Here is a 23174-nt window from a genome sequence, read left to right on the forward strand (position 1 = left end):
TTACTCCGCGGGTTCGACGATCAGTCGCGAGCGCATCTCGAGGTGGAGCGCGCTACAGAAGAACGCACAGTACATCCAGTAGACGCCAGGTTCGTCGGCGGTGAAAGTCACCTCGCGCGTCTCCTGTGGCGCGAGCTTGATGTTGACGTCGTGTTCCGGGATCGCCAGCGAGTGGAGGACGTCGGGCGTCTGTTCGATGTTCGTGACGGTGAACGTGACCTCGTCGCCCTCCTGGACGGTCACCTCCTGGAAGCCGAACTCGTTGCGCTGGGAGTGCATCTTCACGTGGACGTGGCCGTCCTCGCGGATGATATCGGAGGCGTCCGGCTCGATGTACTCCTCGTCGTAGTCCTCGGGATCGTAGACCTTCGCGGGATCGAGTTTGTCCGCGCTCACGATCGAGGCGTCGTGGGGCTCGGCGTAGGACGGCGTGTCCTTGACGAGTTTCATCCCTTCCTCGTCGTCCCCGATGTAGATCAGCTGATCGTTTTCCGGGTGCATCGGCCCGACCGGGAGGAACCGGTCCTTCGAGAGCTTGTTCAGCGAGATCAGCCAGTCGCCCTGCGGGTCTGCCGTGTACGACTCGGCGGCGATCAGGTGTCCGGGGTTGTAGTGGACGTCGATCTTCTCGACGACGGCGGGCGACTCCTGGTCCCCGCCCTCGGGCTCGTCGTCGGGGTAGGCGTCGACGGCGGCCTCGATGTCCCACTTGACGACCTGCGAGTCGATGAACAGCGTCGTGTAGGCGTGGCCGCGGCCGTCGTAGGCAGTGTGCAGCGGCCCCATCCCGAGAGTCGGCCGGGCGACGATGGCGTCGTTGGGGTCGTCGACCTCCGCGAGTTGCTCGATGTCGATGACCGTCGCGGTCGGGTCGAGTTTGCCGCTTGCGATCGCGTACTGGTTGTCCGGCGTGACGCTGACGCCGTGTGGGCTCTTCGCGACGTCGACGTAGCGGACGATCGGTCGGTCCCCGGAGTTCAGAGCACTGTCGCGAGTGCCGTCGACGACGGGGACGCCGTTGATCTCCTCGTACTCGCCGGCCTCGACGGCGTCCTCGATGGCAGGGACGTCGAAGGCCTTCACCCAGTCGGTGTCCGAGGAGGACATCCCGCTTTCGGTGGTGGCGCTCTCGCTGTTGTAACCGGTCGCGAAGAACCACCGCCCCTGCTTGCTGCCGTCCCCGTTGTCCATGTTGCCGTCGACCAGCACTTCCCACTCGACGTTCATCGTCTCGGGGTTGATCGCGGCGATGGTCGACGTGTAGTTCTCCGGGTCGTCGAGGTCCTGCCCGTCGTTGGGCATCGGGACGCGGAACTCGCCGACGCCGAAGACGTACTTCGTGTCCGGCAGCAGGCAACACGCACCGTGGGTCCCCTGCTGGTTCGGGATGTCGACGATGGCGTCGGTCTCGAAGTACTCGAGGTCGATGCGGGCCATCCGGCCGTTGGCCTTGTCGTTGACGAACGCCCACCGGCCGTCGTAGTCGTTGTCGGTCTGGCTCACGCGCGGGTGGTGGGTGTCACCCCACGAGTAGCCGCCTGCCTCCTCTAACATCTCGCTGGTACGGTCGTCGTAGCCGTAGCCGCGGGCGCTCTCCCGGCCGAATACCGGGATACGCATCAACTGGCGCATCGACGGGATCCCGTAGACGCGGATCTCCCCGGAGTGGCCGCCCGAGAGGAACGCGTAGTAGTCGTCGTGTTCGCCCGGCGGGACGTAGGAATCGACGTCGCCCGCTGCGGCGAGATCGTCGTCGTCGTCGCTCAACAGGCCCGTACAGCCGGCCAGCGATCCCATCGCCCCGGCGGCCGCGCCCGCTTTCATGAAGTCCCGGCGGGGGATCCGCGAGAACAGCGGGTCCCGCTTTTCGGCTGCAGTCTCGGAATCGATCGCGTCTCGGTCGTCGGTCGGAGTAGTATCGGACATCGTTGATATATTATGTGTCTGGATTTTGATTGCTGCGCGAGTCTCGGCTCGTTACACGCTCTGCTTGATAAGCCGTGATATTAGGGGCGTCTCGAATTCCTACTTTTCAGTAAGCCGACCGAATACGTTCATGTCCCCTTTTATGTAGGGTTCGTGCGGAAGGCGGGGTCAGAAACGCCGGGCGGAAGCAGCGAAAAGAGCGATCGGTCGAACGCGACGCTTCGCTACTCGCGGAAGATGCGGTACGCGCCCTGTCCAGTCGCGACCTCGCGGGTCTCGCCGTCCGGCGTCGTGCTCCGGACGGTCACCTCGCTGACGCCGACGCTCGAGCCCGCGCGGATCACGTCTGCTCGCGCCACCAGGTCGCCCGTCGCGGGTCGCAGGTAGTTGACGTTGAGGTTGATCGTCGCGACGCCGCCGGCGAACGGGTCCTCGAGTTCCGTACGGAGCGCGAGCCCGCCGACCGTGTCGATCAGCGTCGCGGCGATGCCCCCGTGGATGTCCGGACGGCGGCCGTCGTCGCCGTTCGGGCGCGTGTTCGTCAATTTCTCGTCGTAGGGGACTGCGAGCGTCATCGTCCCGGCGCCGACGTCCTGGACCGTCGTCCCGATCCACGAGAGGAACTCCTGGTGTTCGTCGATGTAGTACTGGAGGAACTCCGCGACGTCTTCGGGGCCGGCGTCGGTTCCGCCGTCCATCGCCGCTTCCAGATCGTCCGTCATGCGCTCCCGTCCGACAGCGAGGGTCTTTATCGCTGCGCTTCTCGAGTAGCCGGTTGTCGAGCGTTTCCGGCCTCGTGGACCGTCCGAACGAACTCCTCGATCCGACGGTACTTCAAGAACCTCAACGGCTAGCTACAACGCCGAAGGGGGTTGCGGCCGTACCGTTCGTATGGTCGACCACTCTCGAGCCGGGGGAACGACGGGGGGAGAGCGCGCGCCGGTCCACGAAACGGAGCCACCGACGTACGAGGGGTTGCCCGTGATCGGCAACACCCACCAGCTGGTCCGCCAGCAGGACGGCCTGTTCGAGGCCGCCGCTCGCCGGGGTGACGTCGTCCGTCTGCGGCTCCTGGGGATCGGCGACTTCTACCAGGTGAACCGCCCGGATCTGGTCGAACAGGTCCTCGTCGAGGATCGGGACCGCTTCCGCAAGGCGACGATGAGCCAGGAGGACCTGGGCGACCTGCTCGGACAGGGGCTCGTCCTCAGCGAGGGCGACCTCTGGGAGCGACAGCGCAGCCGGATCCAGCCGGCGTTCTACATGGACCGGATCGCCGATTACGCCGACGCGATGACCGCCGCGGTCCGTGACGCCGCCGAGGACTGGGCCGGTTCGCCCGTCGTCTCCGTCGAGGATGAGATGAAGGCGCTGACGCTCCGGATCCTCGCGGAGTCGATGTTCGGCTCGGAGATCGCCTACGAGGAGCGGGGGATCCCCGAGACGGTCCGGAACCTCCAGGAACCCGGCCAGCCGGCCAAGCAGCCGGTCGCCAGGATGGTCCCGAAGTGGGTCCCGATCCCGATGTGGCGACGGTACAAACGCGGGATCCGCGAAATGGAGGCGCTCATCGAGGACCTCGTCGAACGCCGCCGGGCGCAGGGCCTCGAGGACCGCGACGACCTGCTCTCGCGGCTGCTGACCGGCACCGACGAGGACGGCGAGACGATGTCCGAACGGCTTCTGCGGGACGAACTGATGACGTTTCTCTTCGCCGGCCACGAGACGACGGCGACCGCGCTCACCTTCACCTGGCTGTTGCTCTCACAGCACCCGTCGGTCTTCGACCGGCTCACGGCGGAACTCGACGCCGTCCTCGAGGACGAGTACGCGACGTTCGCGGACCTGCCGGACCTCGAGTACACGGAGGCGGTGTTGCGCGAGTCGATGCGGCTCTACCCGCCGGTGCCCTCGATCCCACGGGAGACCACCGAGGACCTCACGCTCGGCCCGTACGCGCTGCCGGCCGGGGCGACCGTCGCGCCGATGCAGTGGACGATCCACCGCGACGAGCGGTTCTGGGACGAGCCACGGTCGTTCGAGCCGGAACGGTTCGCCGGCGACGACGGGGACCGGCCGCAGTTCGCGTACTTCCCGTTCGGCGGCGGTCCGCGGCGCTGTATCGGCCAGCAGTTCGCCCTCGTGGAAGGAACGTTGATCCTCGCGACGCTCGCCCGCCAGTACCGGCCGGAACTCGTCTCGGATCCGGACGTCGACCTCTCGGTGAGCATCACCACCCGGCCACTCGACCCGATCGAGATGCGAGTCGAGCCGCGGGACTGATACGGATCGCCGTCCCGGTTTCCCGGCGCGACCGCGATCTCCTGCGGTCGTGTCGGAACTGACGTACAGCAGTCCGTACGATGCGACAGGAACGGTCAAACGTCCGTTTCACCCTGGAGAAAGCATTTAGAGGCGTCGACTGTCGGTTCACTCAACCGATGTCGACCGACATCCCCGCCCGCCGACGAACGTTCCTCGCGCTCACCGGTGCAGTGCTCTCCGCGGCCGCCGGCTGTACGAGCGACGACAGCGCTCGGGACGGCGGCGACGGGACCGAACCCGGTACAGGCCCCGAGAACGACGGCTTCGACGGCTACGAGCCGCCCGAGTTCCCGCAACTCGAGCCGGTCACCGATCCCGAAATCGACCTCGAGATGGACGTCCTCGCCGAGCAGGTGCGGGGCAACGTCGCCTTCTCGCTTGCCGCGCTGGACGAACTCCGCGCGGCCGAACCGGAGGCGAACCTCTTCTTCTCGCCGTACAGCATCTCGGTCGCGCTCGCGATGACCTACGCGGGCGCACGCGGCGAGACCGCCGCGGAGATGGCCGAGACGCTGCGGTACGAACTCGCCGGGAGCGGGGACGACGAGCGGGCCGACCTCCACGCCGCCTTCGGCGCGCTCGAGGACGAGTTCGAGCGCCGCAACGAGGACGGTGCCGAGGTCGCGACTCAGGAGTGGGCCCAGGGCGAGGAGGACGGCGACCTCGGGTTCCAGCTCTCGAGCGCCAACGCCGTCTGGGCCGACGAGGGCTACCCCTTCGACGAGGCGTACTTCGACCTGCTCGAGACCTACTACGATGCGGGCGAGCACGCGGTCGACTTCTCGGGCAACCCCGAGGGAGCCCGCGAGGAGATCAACGCGTGGGTCGAGGACCGGACGAACGATCGGATCGAGGACCTGCTCCCGGAGAGGTCGGTGACCCCGGCGACGCGGCTCGTGCTCACCAACGCGGTCTACTTCCTCGCGGCCTGGAAGCACGACTTCGATCCCGAGGCGACCGAGCCCGGACCCTTCACCGGGATCGACGGGACCGAGACCGAGGTCGAACTGATGTCCCAGAGCGCGGAACTGCGCTACGCCGAGATCGACGGCCACCAGCTCGTCGAACTCCCCTACGCAAACGGGGATACGAGCATGATCGTCGTCCTCCCCGGCGAGGGCGAGTTCGAGTCGTTCGAGCGTTCGTTCACCGTCGACCGACTCGCCACGCTGCTCGAGGAGGCCTCCCGTTCCGAGGTCGACCTCACGATGCCGAAGTTCGGGATCGAATCGAAGTTCAGCCTCGTCGAGACGCTCGAGCGGTTGGGGATGGAACGCGCCTTCGGCCCCGAGGCCGATTTCGGCGGGATGCTCGAGGGCGACGGCGGGCTGTTCGTCGACGACATCGTCCACCAGAGTTTCGTCGAAGTCGACGAGGAGGGGACCGAGGCCGCGGCCGCGACGGCCGTCCTCATGGGGGAGTCGGGTCCGCCGGATCGGGTGGAGATGACCGTCGACCGGCCGTTCCTGTTCTACGTTCGGGACCGGCCGACCGAGACGCCGCTGTTCGTCGGCCGGGTGGTCGACGGCGAGACGTTGCAAGAGGGGTAAGGCAGAATATCAGCGGTCGATCGTCCCGCTCGAGCGAACCCGCACTGCGACCCGATCGCCGACCTCGAACGGCCGGTCGGGACAGATCAGTTTCGCGCCGAAGTCGCCGTCCCGAGCACAGAAGGTCGACAGCCCGGTGATGGGGTCGCCGTTCGCGGTCACCGTGATCCCGTCCCAGGCGATCGTCCGCCCGTCGTCGCCGACCGTGCCGAGGTGGTCGCCGTTCAGCGAGACCGACGCGCCCGCGCTCTCGTTTCCGGCCCGGAGCAGCCCACCGCCGTCGTAGTGCGGAATGCCGCCGTCGAGTAGTCCCGCGCTATCCGCACGAACGCCGACGAAGCACTCGCCCGGCGCGGGGTGGCTCGGCGAATCGAGGACGGCGTAGGTCTCCCCCGTCGCGACGACCGTTCCGGTGCCGTCCCACTCGAGGGCCCGTAGTTCGACGTCGTCCCCGATCTCGATCGGGAGCGAACCCGACGCCCGGTGGAGGTTCTGGTCGGGCCGGCGGACGCCGACGTGGAGGTGGTTGTCGACCCAGGGGGCGAAAAAGCCCGTGCGGACGAGTTCGCCGAGCGATTCGCCGGCCTCGACCCGGTCGCCGGCCTCGACCGCCGGATCGACGTGTAGTACGCGAGCCACGAGCCCCTCGAGCGGGGGCGGTCCCTCGCAGTCGATCAGGATCAGGTGGTCGTGTTCCGGGGCGTACGACTTCGGCGGCGCGCGGACGGTCTTCGTCCCGCGGACGGTTCCCGAGACGGGGCTCGGCGCCTCGGTCGTCCGGCCGTCCCGGAGCGTGCCGGGGTAGAGGTCGATCGCGCGGCCGCCCTCGTGGGCTCGATACGGCGAGTTGTACAGCGACAACCGCGCGTACCGGGACAACACTTCCGCGGGGAGCGTGACGCCTGCGTCCATCTGCGTTCGCGTGCGACTCGGGGTCGGGAGCGTTTAGTCCCGTCGACCCCAACCCCATCGCATGCGGGTATTTCGGGGCCGCGGGCCGACGATCGAGGCCGACCGGGAGGCGAGTGCACGTTTGCTCGAGGTCGCGACCGGCGGCGAGCGCGCCGTCCGGGTCTGGACGCCGCACCGACAGCTGGCCTTCGGCAGGCGTGACCGCCGACGCGACGGGTACGACCGGGCTCGAGCGGTCGCGCGCGAGGCCGGGTTTCCGCCGGTGGAGCGCGACGTCGGCGGCCGGGCGGTCGCCTACGACGGCGAGACGACGATAGCGTTCGCCCGCGCCGAGCCGATCGAGGACTTCCGGCGGGGGACCGACGAGCGGTACGAGCGGCTGACCGACGACCTCGAGCGCGCGCTGGCGGGCCTCCCGGAGCTCGATCGCGAGCGCCTGGTTCGGGACGAGCCCGCGGACGCGTTCTGTCCGGGGTCGCACTCGCTGTCGACGGTCGACGACGCGAGTGCCGACCCGACCGCGCTCGCGAAGGTCGCCGGCATCGCCCAGCGGGTCCGACAGGACGCCGCGATCGCGGCCGGCATCCTCCACGTCGACGGCCGGGAGCCGCTCGCGGCCGTCCTCGAGTCCGTCTACGGCGCGCTCGGGGTCCCGTTCGATTCCGACTCGGTGGGTTCGATCGCCGCGGCTGGCAGCCCTGCAGAGCCCGACGTCGTCCGGGCGGCGCTCGAGGCGGAACTCGTCGGCGACCGCGAGCCGTCGGTCGAACCAGTTGGCGCGCTGCTCGACGCGGGCGAGACCGAGGGCTCGTAAGGACCAACGTTTTCGAGGGTCGCCGTGGTTGGCTCACGCATGGACGCGAGCGAGGTGCCTGGAGACAGTCCCGTGGGAAGCGCCGCCGACCTGCTGGAGGGGGAGCGATGACGGACCGAGACGACCGCGAGAACGGCCGGCCCGCGTCGGATCCGCGCTGGGACGAACTGCGCGCGGACGCCATCGGCATCGCCGACCGCTACCGCGAGAACGGCTGGGACGCGCTCGTCCTCGAGCCGATCGCGGCGGATCCGGTGCCGAACGCGGAGGCGGAACCGCAACCCGACGTCGACGGCGTCGAGGGTGGACCCGACTCCGCTCCGCGGGGCGAGTCCCAACCCGGCCTCGAGGCGCGGGTCTCGCGCGAGGAGTACGAGCCGCTCGAGGGGCTGGTCGACGCCGACGACGTGACGTTCGGCGACGCGGAGGTGTACTACCGGCCGGCGGAGTCGACCGGGGGAGACGCGAGCGACGAAACCGACCTCGAGGACCGCCGGTTCGCCATCGTCGTCGAACGCGACGGCGAAAGCGAGACCGCGGTCTGTCTCCCGCTGGCCTACTCGATCGGCGAGGCGCGGCCGGTCCTCGAGCGTGCGCTCGTCGACGAGGAACTGCTGATCCGGGTGCGCGCCGAGACGGACGAGGAGAACCGGTGGGTCACGTTCTCCCACGAGGATCCGTCGCTGTTCCTCGAGGAGGCGGACGTGCGACGATGGCGAAACGAGGAGTGACGTCGTCCTTCGAGGCCGTTTCGCCCGAAACCGGGATCGACCGGCGGGCGACGGTTAGCTCTCTTCTTCTTCCTCTTCTTCCTCTTCCTCCCGCAACTCCTCGCTCGCTTCGCGGACCTCGCGCATCACGCTCGAGATGCGCTCTTCGGCCTCGAGTTCCTCCTCGACGGAGAGGTCGACGCCCTCGACCTCGAGCAGGAACTTGGCGACCTCGGTCGACTCGTACATGACGTCGTCGAGTTCCTCGGCGGTGAAGAAGTCACACATCGCGCCGTAGAGGAAAGTCGCGCCGGCCTTCCGGACCTTCTCCTCGAAGGAGGCCCGCGCCTGGTTGACTGCCTGCGGGGTATAGGTGTCGGTCATGAAGGGCACGAGTTCGGGCAGGTTCTCGCCGATCTTGGTCATCTCGACGCCCGTCTCGGTCCGGAAGTCCGAACAGAGGCGAGCGATGGCCCACTCGCGGGCCGTGATGTACGTGCGGTCCCGGAGGAACTCGTTGACCCGGTCGTACTGGGCCCCGTCCATCTTCTTGAAGCGGGCGTACTTCCGAACGTCTTCCGGCACGTCGTCGTCCTGCGGTTCGGGGTCCGGTACGCCGGGCATCGAATCATTGCTGCTCTCGGTTGCCGATTCGGTCGCGTCCGGGTTCGTAGCTGCCGACTCATCGTCTACGTCGCCCGAGTCGTCGGCATCCGCCGGTCCCGGGTTGTCGGCATTGGACCGATCCGTCGTCTCGTTCCCGTCCATGGAGGGCCATTGCCAAACGGACGGCAAAAGGATTCCCCTCCCCGGCGGGTGAAACTTGTGGGACCTTGTAACGGTTTGTCGATACGGCTAAGTGTATCACAGAACCCGTCATATGAAATTCGAAGAAGATCAGTACAGGGCCAGCAGGGAAAGGTAACAGTTGAATTCACTGACAGCTATCAAGAGCACTGTGCTGACTCGATGGAAACGCTGCTACTCCATGTGGGTTAAACCAACATGGGGCGCAAGAGCCGACCTGTATTCCGTGCCTCAGAACACGTCGTACTGACTGGTCCGTGTACGAACGAAGCCGAGTCATGGGCGGTACAGCCCGGGTACCGCATCTCGCGGCATCCGGGAAAGCCCGAATAGATGGATCTCTGTTTCATGCGCTGGCGTCCTGGGTGAACAGACCATGTACCTCGGAATTGATGTCCATAAACGGTACGCACAGGTGGCAGTAATGGGTGACGCTGGAAAGATCGTTGAAGAAGTTCGCGCCGAGAACGCGAACCTCTTCGACGGGCCAGAAATAGCTGGGCTCGCCGTGGTCAGCGGCCGTATGTTTAAGATAGTGGAGATTGAACTCGTGTCTCTCTATTCGGTATCTCGCTAGATAATGCCGTGGAAATTAACTGACCGTTCCATTTGTACGATAAATATCTTAACGTATATATTATAATACTTATATATTATAATTAAAAATATAGTAGAAATAGAATAAATTTATATACTATGAGAAATTATTAATGGATATGAACGCATCCAACAGCGAATTTCGAGAAGTAGTTTCCAAACGGGATGAAATTCTCGCGTCGCTTTTTAACAGTCCTAAGACCAAACCAGAACTCGTCTCAACAATCGGTAAGTCACGATCTACAATTAACAGAGCCATCGATTCACTCACAGAAAATCACTGTGTCAAAAGGACCGAGGACGGAGCTTATTGCGTCACCCAAACCGGAAACCTAGCACTTCGAACCCACCAAGAATTCAAGGATAGGATGGGCACTCTCTCGAATTCAGATGACATCATCAATGCGATTTCCCCCCAATTCGAACTGGGCTATGAGTTCTTGAAGGGTGTTAAAACGTTAGAGGCGGAAGACGGTGTTCCAGAATTAGCTCTATCGAAAAGCAATGAGATCATTAGTGGTTCAGATGAATTTCGTGGACTGGTAGGAGTTTGGTTTTCATCTTATCCAGAAATCCTACTGAGTGAAGTGAAGGAAAACGACTTAGAACTCGAGATTGTCACCAATGCCGAACTTATTGAATCGCTATATCAAATCAATGAGGATCCCATTTCAGAACTCCTCTTGCACGAAAACACGACCATCTTAGCTGCTGAATGCGAAATACCAGAGTCGGTTTGGCTAACTGATGGCCCCTCAGGTAAACACTCTGGTATCACTGTTCACTCACGGGGAGGAATCATCGGAGTTTTGATTAATAATCGACAGTCTAGTGTCCAGTGGGTAGAAGAAATCTACAGTGAGTACAAAGGTATGGCGACTCAAGAACTTACAGTTGCCGACTTCAACACCAGTTAATAAAAAAAAAAAACAAACTGAATGTGTGTCATATGTGAATGTTGTATTGGGCCCGTTTGAACCAGCCCAGACCGATTGCTTGGATTTACAGCGGAAATCATGGTTCAGACTGACTCAACTGATGACGCCTTGGGAGGTTCTGAGATTACCGGGATATTACCGTCCTGATTATATTGGGATTGGTAACTAACCTCACCTCATACGGTATTCGTGAGAAAGACGACTGACCGGTAGGATAGTCGTCAATCAAAACTCAGTTTGCAGACCTGTTTGGCTATCAAATCACTAAAAGAGCGAGTGGAATCAATACTGTGTGAAGATTCCTATAACACCCTTGATAATACGGTTACACTCATGTTGCGGGTCGGCGACGAAGGCTTATCATTATCAAACATTGACTGGACGGTCGAATATGACTTCTTGGGTAAATCCTGCCGGCAGGAGATTAAGCGAGCTGGAAGGCTGATGCACTTCGACCAAGACGAGGAAGAAGATTTTTCGGGACAGTACATCCTCCAAATGACCGACAATGAAGCAGACAAATTTGGTTACCGGCCTTGGAGTCTTGAAAAGAATATGATAGATACCCGACACGAGCGACGTAAATGACTTAACCGAAAATTGTCTCGTCGTCCCCACTATTGGAAATATACAGCAGAATCAGGCTCCAACTATTGAGAGAAATGGCACAGAGTGTGAAAATGATCTTCTTCTGAATATTATTCCGGTCGATAAAGTAAATAATATTTGAATTTTTAGTATGGTACGTAGTATGAAGCGAACACACCGACGGTCCATATTGAAGACAAGTGGAATTGCCTTGGTTGGAGGAACTCTAAGCTCATCTGTATCAGCAAGTAGCCGAGAAGTTGATGCCGAAGAACCCCCTGTCAGGTACTATGATATTGACGGGGGCATTTTCGTCGCCGCTATCGGTATTAAAGAACTTCTACCCGAACATATCGAACAAACTCGGCAAAAAGCAGTTAGCGAGTTTGTTTCTCGTGACGATCCCGGTGTCATGTCCTCAGGAGGATCCGAGTACCTATTACTCAGTTCGGCAGAGGCCTCAATGACTGCTGAATCACCTACCAGAAGTTCTCTGGTAGGATATTCTCTTCAATTTGAGAATGGGTATCCACGGGAGCGGAAGTTTAGGATTCCATCTAATGCATCAGAAGAGGCGCGACAGAGGTATATTCGGGATGCTCTAAGTGAACTTGAACAGAATATTGTAACGGTCGACAGTGGTGATGTCGTCGACGCAGATCCCGGTTGGGGAGATCCCCTTTTCTTCGCAGTCGATGAAGCTGATGTTGGATCTGGCGACGAAGATGAGGGCATTGCTTTCCCCTTTGACTACTATGGAAAGTTCAATGGTGAATTTGCCCTATATGGAGGAAGAGAGACAAACGAAGAAAACCAGGAATATGGCTGTACAATCGGCTGTACCCAGGTACCTGGATCCGACATGGATAACAGCAATTATGATGGTAGCAGCTACGAAACGGAATGCGAGATTTCACCTTACGGACCATCTGATCTTCCCACCATAACGGATTGGGGGCCAGACGAAGACAACACAACGTATATTGGTAATGTTAGTGTAGATGAGATTTCCTTTGGTGCAGACGCTGGAGGACCTTACGGAGAGGTCACTATCTCTCCTAGTTCAACAGATGTAAGTGCTCAGTACGACGAAACAAACTTCGCAGATGACGGCCCGATCAAGACCCTTTATGAGATCGAAGGAGCAGACGAAGACACGGTGCAAAAACTAGGGAACTCTGCTGTATTTATAACAGACCCTGACAATACTACTATCTGTGATGTATCTCTCACCTGTGCATTTTCTGAAGGAGCCGGTGACTGGCCTAATTCAGAGACGCTCTCGGAAAACATCCGCCGATGGGATCTAGATGAGTAAAAGATAGCATACACTTTCATTTGTTTTTCCCTCTTTGAAAACTCTATTCCCTTAATTCTCAGCAAAAATCCCAATTCTCGGTGATTATTTTAATCAGATTATTCGTCTCCAGAGTTGATTGCTGATTCAATACCTAAAAAGAATCCGTTAATGATAATGAAAAGTCCAGTTATAAGCAATATAGTGACAATCGATATCCCAGTAACACCCAGCGTACTATCTATAAATGAATATTTAGGGTAAGCAATTGAAAATCCTAAATATACAACTATAATTCCGAAAACTACCATCCCTGTAGGTTTCAAATAATTCATGTGTATTTGTTTCGTTTATAACCATTGTGGTTGGAGGGGTAAAAGGTCATCGGGAACTACGATTCGGTTTCGGGATCGGAACTTTCTCCCACAATAATCACATTCTCAGTACTATTAACTGAACAAATCGTTCGTAGCAGCTCTTCGCTACCGAGTTCATCCTTTCCGGGTGTCTCAGGGGTTATCATGCCTACAAGCATACCTTTGCACTAATCCCACCTTAAGCCATTTCTCGCACAACATTGTTCATGCTACAAAAACCATCACCAATTGATAATTTCAACATATCGTGAACAGATCGTCAAAGATTGAATTCTTTGTCTGTGGTGAATCGCCATATGGAGTTGGATTTGGCTAGCTCACGACATGCTTGATATTATAAACGGCAGATATTAGAACGATTTCACGGCACTCTCAGTACCAGCTTCGCGCACGTATCGCGTCGCCGAGCGTGCGCTTGATCCCGCTCACTACCGCTACAAATTGAATTGGATCTCGCACAGCATTTGCGCTGTGTATTCATTACTGCTCTACCGACACCCTCGATAGATGATATAAAACCCGTGTCAGTCCGCATCTCTACTGATCGTCGCTCGATGACGCATCAGGTCCAACCACGACCGCCCCGCAATTGCACCGGAAACGACGGACAGTCGTCCGTGTTAGAGCTCGAGCCGTCGGTGTTCCTCCCAGGTTCGTTCGTCGAGGACGACGACCTCGTCCTCGCCGAAGACGTAGAGGTAGTCGTCGACGTACATCGCGCGGGCCCCGTGGCCGCCGACGTCGACGCGGGCGACCTCCTCGAGTTCGCCGCCCTCGTAGCCGAACACGTAGCTGTCGTCGCTACCCGGGACGAAGAAGACGTCGTGGGCCTCGTCCTGCAGGAAGGCGGTGTGCGTTCGACTCACGTCGCTGTAGCGTTCGTCCTCGAGGATCCGCGAGTCGAGTTCGACCGGGTCGTCGCGGTCGCTGACGTCGAACAGCGTCACCTTCGGCTGGCGGTCCTCCTGGCCGACGCCGAGCACGAGGTCGTCGGAGAGCGGGTGGAGGTACTCCGAGAAGCCCGGCAGTTTGAGTTCGCCCTCGACGACGGGATCGGTCGGGTCCGAGAGATCGAGCGTGTAGAACGGATCGATCTCGCGGAAGGTGACGACGTGGCCCTCGTCGCCCTCGAAGCGCACGGAGTAGATCCGCTCGTCGACCCCCAGACCGGTCACTTCGCCCGTAATCTCGAGATCCGAGTCGAGGACGTAGACGTCGTTCTCGGAGTCGATGCCGTGGCTTCGCGGAATGGTGGTCGCGATGCGGACGTGATCGTCGTGTTCGTCCATCGAGAACTGGTTCAGCGGCGTTCCCGGCACCTCGCCGTGTTCCTCGGCGCGCAGGTCGCCGTCGATCCCGATGCGGACGATGCCAGTCGTCGTCAGTTCCCGGTGATGGGCCTCGACGTGGGCTTCGAGGCCGTCGTCGAACTCGCGCTGGAGTTTCTCCCGTTCCTTCTCGTCCATCCGGTCGAACCAGTCGTCGATGATCTCGCGCATCTCGATCTCCTTCGCGCGCTCGGAGATGTCGAGGTCCTCGAGCGCGGCCGCCCGTTCGCGGGTCTCGGCGTCGACCAGGGCGGAGCCGTTCTCGCTCGTCACGTACGACTGCAGCAGTTCGTACTGGGAGGTCGTGCGAGTGTACGAGAGGTAGATCGCGTTCTCGGAGACGTAGGTCGCCGACAACCCGCGGGAGCCGACGACGCTCTCCTGGCTCTCGAGGCTTCCCGTCTCGGGATCGACCCGGGCCGCGGTGTAGACCGCGTCCGCGTTCGCGGGTGCGTCGGGCCGCACGACGTCAGTACACTCGACGGCGCGGTCGCCGTAGGGTTCGATCGGACACGGATCGCTACCCGGACGATCGACGAGCACGAGGTAGAGGTCGCCGTCGTAGAGCCGCGCCGTCTCGATCTCCGCGCCGAGGTCTTCGCGCCACAGGCGGTCGGGATCTGCCGGATCGCTTACGTCGTAGCCGGCGGCCGCATCGTCGCCGAGGACGACGAGTGTGTCTTCGACGAGCAACAGGTCGCCGGACAGCGGGATCGACGCAACGGGTTCGGGGTCGGCGGGGTCACTGACGTCGACGACGCTCGTCTCGCTCCAGCGCGAGGTGTACCGGTAGTCGGCGTAGTAGACCGACTGCCCGTCGGTCTTCAGGACGTCCGGTTCGTCGAGGGCTTCCTCCTGGACGTTCGTCTCGGAGTGGCGGCGTTCGTCGGTCGTCTCCCTGCTCGAGGTGGTGTACGCCTCGTCGGCGGCGTCGTCGGGGGCACCACCGGCGGCTGCGTCCTCCTCGACTTCGACGTCGTCGGCCACGTCGTCGCTCCCGCGGACGATCGGCGGACCGCCGAGCGTGACGGCCCGCGATCGGTCCTGCCGGAAGTACTGTTCGAACTCCGATTCGGACTCGAACGTCGTCAGTTCCGGCTCGCTCGAGTCGCCGAGCGGTCCGGCTGTCGTCGAGTCGGCGGCGTTCGCGTCGGCAGCCAGCCCCGCGAGGCCGGCACCGACGACCGACCCCACGAGCAGCGCCGCGAAGGCGATGGCGATCAACGTCGTTCTGTCGCTCATATCTCCGGGGACGATACGCCGAACTAATACGGTAGCGCAAGGTGAAACGTGCGTTTCAGGCAACCTCGAGGCGTGGGGTTGGCCGTAAACTCTCGACGCATCACCTCGAGTTCGACCGAATTTAAGTCCGTGAAGGATGTTCGGTAGTATATGACACAGACGCCAGTCGTCGCGAAGGCGGTTCGAACGCCACAGGGCAAAGAAGACGGCGCGTTCGCGGACCTCCGAAGCGAGGACCTCTCGGTGCCGCTGATCGACGAAATCCTCGCCGAAACGGGGCTCTCCGGCGAGGAGATCGACGACCTGATGTGGGGCTGTGCCCAGCAGCGCGGCGAGCAGGGCAACAACGTGGCGCGGGTCATTTCGCTCCTCTCGGAACTCGGCGAGAGCGTCCCCGCGACGACGATCAACCGCTGGTGTGCCTCGTCGATGCAGGCGGTCATCTCGGCGGCGGACGCCATCGCGGCCGGCAACCGCGACGCCATCATCGCCGGCGGGGTCGAGAACATGAGCCGCGTCTCGATGGGGGAGAACACCCACAACGTCCACCCCAAGATGGCCGAACTCTACAACATGGGCGAACTCCAGATGGGGATGACCGCCGAGAACGTCGCCGAGGAGTTCGACATCAGCCGCGAGCAGCAGGACGAGTACGCGGCCCGGAGCCAGCAGCGCGCCGTCGAGGCGACCGAGGAGGGTCGGTTCGACGACGAAATCGTCCCGATCGAGACCGACGATGGCATCGTCTCCAAGGACGAGGGCATCCGTCCCGGCACGACCCCCGAGAAACTCGCCGAATTGCCGACCGTCTTCAAGTCCGACGGCACCGTCACGCCCGGCAACGCCTCCCAGATCTCCGACGGCGCGTCCGCCCTGCTGGTCACCAGCGAGGCCTTCGCCGAGGAGCACGGCCTCGAGATCCTCGCCGAGGTCGGGATGAACAACGTCGCCGGCGTCGACCCGACGATCATGGGCATCGGTCCGGTGCCCGCGACGCGGGGCCTGCTCGAGCGCAACGGCCGCGACATCGACGAGTACGACCTCGTCGAACTGAACGAGGCCTTCGCGAGCCAGTCGATCTACTCCCGTGACGAACTCGGCATCGATCCCGAGATCTTCAACGTCAACGGCGGTGCGATCGCGATCGGTCACCCGCTCGGGGCGTCCGGCGCGCGCCTCCCCGTCACGCTGATCCACGAGCTTCAGAAGCGTGGCGGCGGCCTCGGTCTGGCGACGCTGTGTGTCGGCTTCGGACAGGGTGCGGCGATCGAGTTCGAGGTCAACTGAGGCGGCCGTTCGGGGCCTTTTGGTCCAGGTTTTGCGAGCCCGCTCGGGAGCGAAGTGAGCGAAGTGAGCGGAGCGAGCAGAGCGAGCAGAGCGGCCGAGACAAAAGGTGATCGCGGCAGGGTGCGGCGATCGAGTTCGAGGTCCACTACCCCCAGTTTGGCCGGTCGTTTAGTACCCTCGAGCCGTAGCGGGCGTATGAGCAGGCTCCTGTTGGCCGTCATCGTCGGGATCCCGGCCGCCTGGCACCTCGGCCTGACGGCGTTCACCTACTACGACGCCGGGAGAGTCGGCCTCGAGCCCCGCGCGAAGTGGGCCGTGATCGCCTTTCTCGTCCCGCTGTTCGGCTTTTTCATTTACCTGTTCGAGCGCAGCGAGCTGTCCTACGATCCGGAGACCGATCCCTACCGGGGGAAGAACTTCAACATCCATCCCTCGCGGGCCGACGACGCGCCACTTCCGTCCCGCGGTGACGATCGGTTGTCGCCGGAAGACGAGATGACGGAAGAGCGGGAGCAGGAACGGGACGGGACCGACGGGCGCGAGCGTGGCCCTCGAGACGGGGAGAGGAGCGAGTCGACCGACCCCAGATAGCGTTCTTTCGGTGCATTGGCGCTCCCGTGCTTTCGAGGTCGGTAGCTGCGGGCTCGAGCGCTGCGCGACCAGTCGATCGGTGGCCCATCAGCGAGTTATCGATCGGTGGGTGTGTAGAAACATCGAAATCAAATACCTATATTCGTACGGTCATATATTCGGGGGTAGAGAAGAGACCTCGATTCAGTAGGTCCTGGTATGTGGATCGCTTAGTCCCTAAGAACGGCAAACAATCCACGAAAGTGGTGGGAAAAGTCGATCGAGTGTCTAAAGATCAAAATTGCTGGAAAAGCCTTCAATAGGGGTTTTGAGGTGGTTTTGTATATAGTGGTCTCGATGAGGATTCACTTCTAATAATATAACTGTATTCTGTGATATTTGTCTAATAGTTCATTATATGATATTCTGTGGATGTCGTATTCCCGATATCAGTCCCCAGTCCCCAGTCCCGTGCGAACAGTGAACATACATATATCAGCGTATCGTAACCCGGCCCATGGGTTCGCCTTCAGTGCTCGAGGAGCCGCGGGCCATCGACATGCACGCTCACCAGCCGACCAGCGAGTTCCTCCACGACGCCGGCGGGCAGATGATGCGCGACGCTGCCGACAGGTTCGGCACGGAACTCGAGACCGACACCTACGAGAACATGCTCGAGGAGTACCGCGCCGCGGGGGTCGACCGGGCCGTCCTGCTCGGGTGGGACGCCGAGACGAACACCGGGAACCCGCCCGTCCCGAACGACTACGTCGCCGAGGTACGCGACGAGTACGACGACTTCTTCGTCGGGTTCGGCTCCGTCGACCCGCTGAAAGACGACTGCGTCGAGGAGGCGATCCGCTGCGTCGAGGATCTGGACCTCTCGGGGTTCAAGTTCCAGCAGATCGCTCAGGGGTTCGACCCCTCCGATCCCGAACACGAGAACCTGTGGTCGACCATCGAGGATCTGGGCGTTCCCGTCGTCTTCCACGGCGGCAACTCGACGCTCGGGGCGTGTTCGCCCGGCGGTCGCGGCCTGAAGATCAAGTACGGCAACCCCATGCTGATCGACGACGTGGCGGCGAACTACCCCGAGTTGCGGATTCTCATCGCCCACCCCGCCTACCCCTGGGAGAAAGAACAACTCGCCATCTGTCAGCAGAAGGGTAACGTCTACATGGACCTCTCGGGGTGGATGCCCCGCTACATCGACGATCAGGTGCTTCACTACGCGAAGACGCTGCTGTCGGACACGGTCATGTTCGGCACCGACTACCCGATGCTCGAGCCCGGACCATGGCTCGAGCAGTTCGCCGAACTGGACTTCGACGAGGAGGTTCAGCGGAAGATCCTCTGGGAGAACGCCCACGAGTTCTTCGCGGAATGCGGGATCTCGATCGACTGACGGTCGTTCGTCTCGTTCGAGACCCACCCTGACCCTGTCTCCGGCCCCGACCCCGGCCCAAACCTCGTCCTACGAGTGGGCGAGGTTGATCTCGATCTCGTTGGCCGCCCCGAGCAGGAGGTCCGGGAGTTCGTCGGTCAACAGTTCACCCCGCAGGCGGTTGGCGGGCCCGGCGACGCTGATCGCGCCGACCGCCGTCCCGTCCTCCTCCCTGACCGGCGCGCCGACCGCGTGAACGCCGGCGACCGACTCCTCGCGGTTGAACGCGTAGCCGCGCTCGCGGATCGCCTCGAGTTGCTCGAGCAGTTCGTCGCGGTCGGTGATCGTCCTGTGAGTCTGGCCCGCCAATCCGTGCTCGTCGAGGATTTCGGCGACGCGCTCCTCCCGGAGGAACGCCAGGATCGCCTTCCCGGCGGCGAACTGGTGCAACGGCGTCCGTCGACCGATCCGGGCGTGGGTCTTGACGGAGTGTTTCCCCTCCGCACCGTAGACGTGGACGCCCAGCCCGTGCTCCTCGAGCACGAACCAGACCTTCTCGTTCGTCTCCGCGGCGAGTTCGTCCACCTTCGGCCTGGCGACCTCGACGACCGGCCGGCGGTTCCGCGCGTGGACGCCGTAATCCAGGAACCACGTACTGAGCCGGTAGTCGTCCCCCTCGCGGACGAGTAACCCGCGCTCCTCGAGGGTCCGCAGGTGCCGGTGAACCGTGCTCTTGGCGAGCCCGAGGTCGTCGGCGAGCGCGGAGACGCCCGCGCCGTCGCGCTCCTTGAGCGCGTCGACGAGGTCGAACGCGGTCTCGACGGTTTCGACCGGTCGATGGGTCGACTCGTTTGCCATACGGTACCGATCATCTCGTCGTTACAAAAGCCTGTTCCCGCTACTCGAACGCAGCGCCGGGTGGCCGGTTCACTCCCCCGGTCGACTCGTTCAGGGCTCGTCTTTCACCAGCCGTTCCCGGCCGATGAACCGCGGCCGTTCGTCGATCGCCAGGAAGTTGTCGACGTCCTCGCGGGCCTCCTTCGCCTTGCCCTTGTCGGGGTCGTAGTCGCGGGATCCCTCGCTGCCGAGCGCGTCGTACAGTTTATCGAGGTCCTCGAAGTACAGTTCGGCGACGCCGTCGAACTCGGTGTTCTCGGGGTCGGTCGGCAGGATCGTGTTGTACTTCACGACGCCCTCGATCTCTCGGGCGATGGGGGTGTGGTTCTCCTGCCAGTAGTCGACGAACTCCTCGTGGCTCATCCCCTCCTGGCGGACGAGAAACGCCGAGTGCTTGTAGAGGCCGTCGGTATCGCCGTCGACCTCGTCTTTCTGGACGATCTCCTCGCCGATGAACCGCGGGCGCTCGTCGATCGCCAGGAAGTTGTCGACGTCCTCTCGTGCTCGGGCGGCGACATCCTTCGTCGGGTCGTAGTCCCGCGAGCCGGGGCTGCCCAGCGCGGCGTGGAGGTCCTCGAGGTCCTCGAAGTACAGCTCCGCAAGCCCGTCGAACTCGGCGTGTTCCGGCTCGGTGGGGAGCACCTGCTGGTAGCGAACGACGCCTTCGATCTCCCTCGCGATCGGCGTGTGTTCGGTCTGCCAGTAGTCGACGAACTCCCCGTGGGACATGCCGTCCTGGCGGACCAGGAGTGCGACGTGCTTGTACATAACAAGCGAATATCGTTCACAGTATAATAAACGTCGGGGGCGGGACCACAATTTATGATCGTCGGTTTGGTAGGAGTACGCATGACGTTCGACGACCGTTCGTTCATGGAGGGCACCCGCGGGACCCAGGCCGTCGACTGGGAACAGCGGATCGACACACAGCGGCTCCGCAGGGAGCGCAAGGAACGGGCCCTCGAGCGACTCCGGGACACCGATCTGGGCGCGATGCTCCTGCTCTCGGACCCAAACATCCGGTACGTGACGGGGCTGGCGATGACCGGCGGCAGCGGGGCCGACCATTACACCCTGTTGACCGAGGCGGGCGACGTCGTCCACTGGGACACCGCCGACCACGCGAGCAACCAGCGGTTCAACTGCCCGTGGCTCCACGACATCCGGTACGCCTGTCCCGGACTCGGGAACGTTCCCCGCGCCTCCGGCCGGGACTCCGCGCGCCGGTTCCTGCTCGAGACGATGGCCGAGGGCGTCGCCGAGGCGGCGGCCGAGTACGGCGTCGCCGACGAGAAACTCGGTGTCGACGTCGGTAACCGCGGGTTGCTCGAGGCCCTCGAGGGAGAGGGGCTCGAGACGGACGTCGAGACCTGTACCGCAGTCATGGAGGACGCCCGCAAGGTCAAGACGGAGGACGAGATCGAGTGCCTCCGGCAGGTCGCCGCCATCTGCGAAGCCGGCTTCCAGCGGATCACCGAGGCCGCGAAGCCGGGGATGCGCGAGAACGAGGTGTGGGGCGACGCAGTCCAGGAACTGTGGCGCCACGGCGCGTTCGTCGGCGGGGGCTACCTCACGTCGGGACCGAACACGTGGCCGAAACACCAGGCGAACACCACGGACCGCGCCATCCGGCCGGGCGATCTCGTCTACGCCGACTTCTACAACGTCGGCTACCTGGGCTATCGCTCCTGTTATTACCGTACGTTCTCGATGGGCGAACCGACCGAGGAACAGAAAGAAGCGTACGAGACCGCCCGGGACAACCTCTACGACGTCCTCGAGCGCATCGAACCCGGCGCGACCACCGACGAGATCGCACAGGGGTTCCCGGACATGGAGGGCGAACACGCCGACTACTACGACGCCGACGAGCACTGGCAGCTGACGACCAACCACTGGGCCCACGGGCTCGGACTCCAGCTCTACGAGGTACCGCTGATCTGGCGGGGGCTCTCGCCCGATCACCCGATCGAGATCGAGGAGGGGATGACGATGGCCGTCGAGACCCAGGAGCCCGCGGGCCGTCAGGGGGTCCGCGTCGAGGAGATGGTCGTCGTCCGCGAGAACGGCGTGGAGATCCTGAGCCAGTGGCCGGTCGAGGAGATCACGGCGATCGACTACTGATCACTGGCCCGAACTATTTGGTCGCGCAGGACGAACGGCCACTATGCAGCTCGGGACTGGCCTCTTTACCGCCCAGCAGCGACCGGACGACGACCGCGGGACGGCCGACCGCTACGACGAGATCATCGAGTTGACCCGCGAGATCGAGGCCGCGGGGCTCGACAGCGCGTGGGTCTCGGAGCACCACTTCGCCGAGGACGAGTACCTCTCGGGAACGATGCCGACGCTCGGCGCGATGGCCGCGGCCACCGACGACCTCGAGATCGGGAGCTGTGTCGCCCTCGGGCCGCTGTACGACCCGATCCGGCTCGCGGAGGACGCCGCGACCGTCGACGCGCTCGCGGACGGGCGACTCACGCTCGGGCTCGCGATCGGCTCGAACCCCCGCGAGTTCGACGTCTTCGGCGTCCCACGAGACGAGCGGGCCGAACGTCTCGCCGACCTCGTCCCGTTCCTGCGGGGCGCCTGGAGCGAGGACGAACTCGGCTACGACGCCGAGTTCCACGACGTGCCGACGGACGTCCGGATCACGCCCGGCCCCGTCGACGGCGACGTGCCGATCATGCTCGGGGGCGCGGCCAAGCCCGCGGTCCGCCGGGCGGCACGGATCGGGGACGCCTGGTGTGCCCCCTCGTCGCTGTCGGTCGAGGGCGTCCGCAAGCGCGTCGAGGACATCCGCCGGGTGCGCGACGAGGAGGGGATCGACGGCGAGTTTACGATCTACGTCCTCCAGCACGGCTGGGTCGGCGACTCCCGCGAGGAGGCCTGGGAGGCGATGCGGGACGGCTACTTCTACCTCCAGCGCCGCTACGCCGAGATCTTCTCCGGCGAGTCGGTCGACGAACTCGAGGCCGAGCGCAAGCGCGAGTTGAAAGAGGGGGCGATCTTCGGCACGCCCGAGGGGGTCCGCGAGGAACTCGAGACCTATCGCGAGGCGCTCGGCGACGACGTCCATTTCATCCTGCGGACCTACTACCCGGGCGTCGACACCGAGGCGACGGTTGACTGCGTCCATCGGCTGGGCGACGAGGTCGCGCCGGAGCTGTGATCAGCCGGTCTTGTAGACGCCGCGAGCGTCCGCGACCAGCGTCCCCACGGCGTCGCCGTCCCCACGGGGTCCCCGGTCGCCGTCGTCGGCCGCGTAGACGTCCACGTCGACCACGCCGACGTCGCTCCCGCAGCGGACGACGTCGCCCTCGGCGTAGAGGTCTCCCGTCCCCGCCGACAGGTAGTCGATTCGCATGTCGACCGTCGGCACCGGCTGCTCGACCTCCGAGACCAGTGCCGCGCCGCCGACCGTGTCCGCGAGCGTGAACGTGACGCCGCCGTGGGCCATCAGTTCGTCCTCGTTCCACGAGAGATCCTCGGTCATCTCGAGGTGGCCCTCGGCGTGGCCGTCGGCGCACTCGGTGATCTCGATGCCCAGCAGGGACGCGAAGGGCATCCCCTCGAAGAAGGCCTCGATATCCATACCCACAGTCCTGCACAGCGGACAATAAAA

General features: G+C 62.8%; 20 protein-coding genes and 2 pseudogenes. 13 read left to right on the top strand and 9 right to left on the bottom strand.

From position 1 onward, the window contains the following. Together nosZ and BM113_RS00215 are read right to left on the bottom strand one after the other, a co-directional pair. Positions 1 to 1926: a TAT-dependent nitrous-oxide reductase gene (gene nosZ / locus BM113_RS00210; RefSeq protein ID WP_089784324.1), complete on the bottom strand. Its 1926-nt coding sequence runs from the start codon at positions 1924 to 1926 to the stop codon at positions 1 to 3. A 224-nt stretch (positions 1927 to 2150) separates the two neighbouring features. Beyond that, positions 2151 to 2648, bottom strand: a complete 498-nt coding sequence (locus BM113_RS00215) for a PaaI family thioesterase (RefSeq protein ID WP_089784325.1) — start codon at positions 2646 to 2648, stop codon at positions 2151 to 2153. Between the two features lie 169 nt (positions 2649 to 2817). Between BM113_RS00215 and BM113_RS00220 the strand changes: the two genes are divergently transcribed. Together BM113_RS00220 and BM113_RS00225 are read left to right on the top strand one after the other, a co-directional pair. Beyond that, positions 2818 to 4209, top strand: a complete 1392-nt coding sequence (locus tag BM113_RS00220; RefSeq protein ID WP_089784327.1) for a cytochrome P450 — start codon at positions 2818 to 2820, stop codon at positions 4207 to 4209. A 158-nt stretch (positions 4210 to 4367) separates the two neighbouring features. After that, the gene (locus tag BM113_RS00225) at positions 4368 to 5801 is read left to right on the top strand and encodes a serpin family protein (protein WP_089784329.1); all 1434 of its coding nucleotides are present in this window, start codon (positions 4368 to 4370) and stop codon (positions 5799 to 5801) included. 9 nt (positions 5802 to 5810) lie between these two features. Here the strand turns inward: BM113_RS00225 and BM113_RS00230 are convergent, their stop codons facing one another. Beyond that, complete coding sequence (locus BM113_RS00230) at positions 5811 to 6713, bottom strand: DUF8155 domain-containing protein (protein ID WP_089784331.1); 903 nt, start codon at positions 6711 to 6713, stop codon at positions 5811 to 5813. Positions 6714 to 6774: 61 nt separating this feature from the next. Between BM113_RS00230 and BM113_RS00235 the strand changes: the two genes are divergently transcribed. After that, positions 6775 to 7527, top strand: coding sequence for a lipoyl protein ligase domain-containing protein (locus BM113_RS00235; protein ID WP_089784333.1), 753 nt, complete (start codon positions 6775 to 6777; stop codon positions 7525 to 7527). Positions 7528 to 7634: 107 nt separating this feature from the next. Then, a complete protein-coding gene (locus BM113_RS00240; RefSeq protein ID WP_089784334.1) occupies positions 7635 to 8258 on the top strand; it encodes a DUF7529 family protein in 624 nt (207 codons plus the stop codon). A 54-nt stretch (positions 8259 to 8312) separates the two neighbouring features. On the opposite strand, the gene BM113_RS00245 is transcribed toward BM113_RS00240, so the two are convergent. After that, entirely contained in the window at positions 8313 to 9005 is a 693-nt protein-coding gene (locus tag BM113_RS00245) for a DUF5806 family protein (RefSeq protein ID WP_089784336.1), read from the bottom strand. Between the two features lie 415 nt (positions 9006 to 9420). Between BM113_RS00245 and BM113_RS21700 the strand changes: the two are divergent. The 4 genes and pseudogenes from BM113_RS21700 to BM113_RS22130 form a co-directional block, all read left to right on the top strand. Beyond that, a pseudogene (locus BM113_RS21700) lies at positions 9421 to 9528 on the top strand (IS110 family transposase); the annotation flags it as partial. A 232-nt stretch (positions 9529 to 9760) separates the two neighbouring features. Next, on the top strand, positions 9761 to 10558 hold the full coding sequence (locus BM113_RS21705) for a helix-turn-helix transcriptional regulator (protein ID WP_143095787.1): 798 nt from the start codon (positions 9761 to 9763) through the stop codon (positions 10556 to 10558). Positions 10559 to 10855: 297 nt separating this feature from the next. Then, a complete protein-coding gene (locus BM113_RS00255; protein WP_143095788.1) occupies positions 10856 to 11167 on the top strand; it encodes a P-loop NTPase family protein in 312 nt (103 codons plus the stop codon). A gap of 163 nt (positions 11168 to 11330) precedes the next feature. Then, on the top strand, positions 11331 to 12485 hold the full coding sequence (locus BM113_RS22130; RefSeq protein WP_177209066.1) for a hypothetical protein: 1155 nt from the start codon (positions 11331 to 11333) through the stop codon (positions 12483 to 12485). Between the two features lie 668 nt (positions 12486 to 13153). On the opposite strand, the pseudogene BM113_RS21715 reads toward BM113_RS22130, so the two are convergent. Beyond that, positions 13154 to 13273: pseudogene (locus BM113_RS21715) on the bottom strand (IS5/IS1182 family transposase); the annotation flags it as partial. A gap of 188 nt (positions 13274 to 13461) precedes the next feature. Next, a complete protein-coding gene (locus tag BM113_RS00265) occupies positions 13462 to 15411 on the bottom strand; it encodes a beta-propeller domain-containing protein (RefSeq protein WP_089784340.1) in 1950 nt (649 codons plus the stop codon). A 150-nt stretch (positions 15412 to 15561) separates the two neighbouring features. On the opposite strand from BM113_RS00265, the gene BM113_RS00270 reads away from it, so the two are divergent. From BM113_RS00270 to BM113_RS00280, 3 genes are all read left to right on the top strand, one after another. Next, positions 15562 to 16698: a thiolase family protein gene (locus BM113_RS00270; protein ID WP_089784342.1), complete on the top strand. Its 1137-nt coding sequence runs from the start codon at positions 15562 to 15564 to the stop codon at positions 16696 to 16698. A gap of 195 nt (positions 16699 to 16893) precedes the next feature. Next, positions 16894 to 17289 (top strand): PLD nuclease N-terminal domain-containing protein, encoded by a 396-nt coding sequence (locus tag BM113_RS00275; protein ID WP_089784344.1) that lies wholly within the window; start codon positions 16894 to 16896, stop codon positions 17287 to 17289. Positions 17290 to 17785: 496 nt separating this feature from the next. Next, a complete protein-coding gene (locus BM113_RS00280; RefSeq protein WP_089784346.1) occupies positions 17786 to 18673 on the top strand; it encodes an amidohydrolase family protein in 888 nt (295 codons plus the stop codon). A gap of 69 nt (positions 18674 to 18742) precedes the next feature. On the opposite strand, the gene BM113_RS00285 is transcribed toward BM113_RS00280, so the two are convergent. Together BM113_RS00285 and BM113_RS00290 are read right to left on the bottom strand one after the other, a co-directional pair. After that, complete coding sequence (locus tag BM113_RS00285; RefSeq protein ID WP_089784348.1) at positions 18743 to 19510, bottom strand: IclR family transcriptional regulator; 768 nt, start codon at positions 19508 to 19510, stop codon at positions 18743 to 18745. A 90-nt stretch (positions 19511 to 19600) separates the two neighbouring features. Beyond that, positions 19601 to 20317: an EthD domain-containing protein gene (locus BM113_RS00290; protein ID WP_089784350.1), complete on the bottom strand. Its 717-nt coding sequence runs from the start codon at positions 20315 to 20317 to the stop codon at positions 19601 to 19603. Between the two features lie 81 nt (positions 20318 to 20398). On the opposite strand from BM113_RS00290, the gene BM113_RS00295 reads away from it, so the two are divergent. Together BM113_RS00295 and BM113_RS00300 are read left to right on the top strand one after the other, a co-directional pair. Beyond that, positions 20399 to 21673 carry a M24 family metallopeptidase gene (locus BM113_RS00295; protein ID WP_089784352.1) on the top strand — a complete coding sequence of 425 codons (1275 nt, stop codon included), beginning with the start codon at positions 20399 to 20401 and terminating at the stop codon, positions 21671 to 21673. 43 nt (positions 21674 to 21716) lie between these two features. Beyond that, positions 21717 to 22721 (top strand): LLM class flavin-dependent oxidoreductase, encoded by a 1005-nt coding sequence (locus tag BM113_RS00300; RefSeq protein WP_089784353.1) that lies wholly within the window; start codon positions 21717 to 21719, stop codon positions 22719 to 22721. On the opposite strand, the gene BM113_RS00305 is transcribed toward BM113_RS00300, so the two are convergent. Next, positions 22722 to 23144, bottom strand: a complete 423-nt coding sequence (locus tag BM113_RS00305; protein ID WP_089784354.1) for a PaaI family thioesterase — start codon at positions 23142 to 23144, stop codon at positions 22722 to 22724. Positions 23145 to 23174: the final 30 nt, after the last annotated feature.

Source organism: Natronobacterium haloterrestre, assembly GCF_900112205.1.
Classification (GTDB): domain Archaea; phylum Halobacteriota; class Halobacteria; order Halobacteriales; family Natrialbaceae; genus Natronobacterium; species Natronobacterium haloterrestre.

What these genes read in the sequence shown, in the direction of transcription:
- BM113_RS00300 (WP_089784353.1), top strand. Translation starts at nt 21,717, where the DNA reads ATGCAGCTCGGGACTGGCCTCTTTACCGCCCAGCAGCGACCGGACGAC.
- BM113_RS00280 (WP_089784346.1), top strand. Translation starts at nt 17,786, where the DNA reads ATGGGTTCGCCTTCAGTGCTCGAGGAGCCGCGGGCCATCGACATGCAC.
- BM113_RS00240 (WP_089784334.1), top strand. Translation starts at nt 7,635, where the DNA reads ATGACGGACCGAGACGACCGCGAGAACGGCCGGCCCGCGTCGGATCCG.
- BM113_RS00265 (WP_089784340.1), bottom strand. Translation starts at nt 15,411, where the DNA reads ATGAGCGACAGAACGACGTTGATCGCCATCGCCTTCGCGGCGCTGCTC.
- BM113_RS00285 (WP_089784348.1), bottom strand. Translation starts at nt 19,510, where the DNA reads ATGGCAAACGAGTCGACCCATCGACCGGTCGAAACCGTCGAGACCGCG.
- BM113_RS00230 (WP_089784331.1), bottom strand. Translation starts at nt 6,713, where the DNA reads ATGGACGCAGGCGTCACGCTCCCCGCGGAAGTGTTGTCCCGGTACGCG.
- BM113_RS00305 (WP_089784354.1), bottom strand. Translation starts at nt 23,144, where the DNA reads ATGGATATCGAGGCCTTCTTCGAGGGGATGCCCTTCGCGTCCCTGCTG.
- nosZ (WP_089784324.1), bottom strand. Translation starts at nt 1,926, where the DNA reads ATGTCCGATACTACTCCGACCGACGACCGAGACGCGATCGATTCCGAG.
- BM113_RS00220 (WP_089784327.1), top strand. Translation starts at nt 2,818, where the DNA reads ATGGTCGACCACTCTCGAGCCGGGGGAACGACGGGGGGAGAGCGCGCG.
- BM113_RS00270 (WP_089784342.1), top strand. Translation starts at nt 15,562, where the DNA reads ATGACACAGACGCCAGTCGTCGCGAAGGCGGTTCGAACGCCACAGGGC.
- BM113_RS00275 (WP_089784344.1), top strand. Translation starts at nt 16,894, where the DNA reads ATGAGCAGGCTCCTGTTGGCCGTCATCGTCGGGATCCCGGCCGCCTGG.
- BM113_RS00245 (WP_089784336.1), bottom strand. Translation starts at nt 9,005, where the DNA reads ATGGACGGGAACGAGACGACGGATCGGTCCAATGCCGACAACCCGGGA.
- BM113_RS00215 (WP_089784325.1), bottom strand. Translation starts at nt 2,648, where the DNA reads ATGACGGACGATCTGGAAGCGGCGATGGACGGCGGAACCGACGCCGGC.
- BM113_RS00295 (WP_089784352.1), top strand. Translation starts at nt 20,399, where the DNA reads ATGACGTTCGACGACCGTTCGTTCATGGAGGGCACCCGCGGGACCCAG.
- BM113_RS21705 (WP_143095787.1), top strand. Translation starts at nt 9,761, where the DNA reads ATGAACGCATCCAACAGCGAATTTCGAGAAGTAGTTTCCAAACGGGAT.
- BM113_RS00235 (WP_089784333.1), top strand. Translation starts at nt 6,775, where the DNA reads ATGCGGGTATTTCGGGGCCGCGGGCCGACGATCGAGGCCGACCGGGAG.
- BM113_RS00290 (WP_089784350.1), bottom strand. Translation starts at nt 20,317, where the DNA reads ATGTACAAGCACGTCGCACTCCTGGTCCGCCAGGACGGCATGTCCCAC.
- BM113_RS00225 (WP_089784329.1), top strand. Translation starts at nt 4,368, where the DNA reads ATGTCGACCGACATCCCCGCCCGCCGACGAACGTTCCTCGCGCTCACC.
- BM113_RS22130 (WP_177209066.1), top strand. Translation starts at nt 11,331, where the DNA reads ATGAAGCGAACACACCGACGGTCCATATTGAAGACAAGTGGAATTGCC.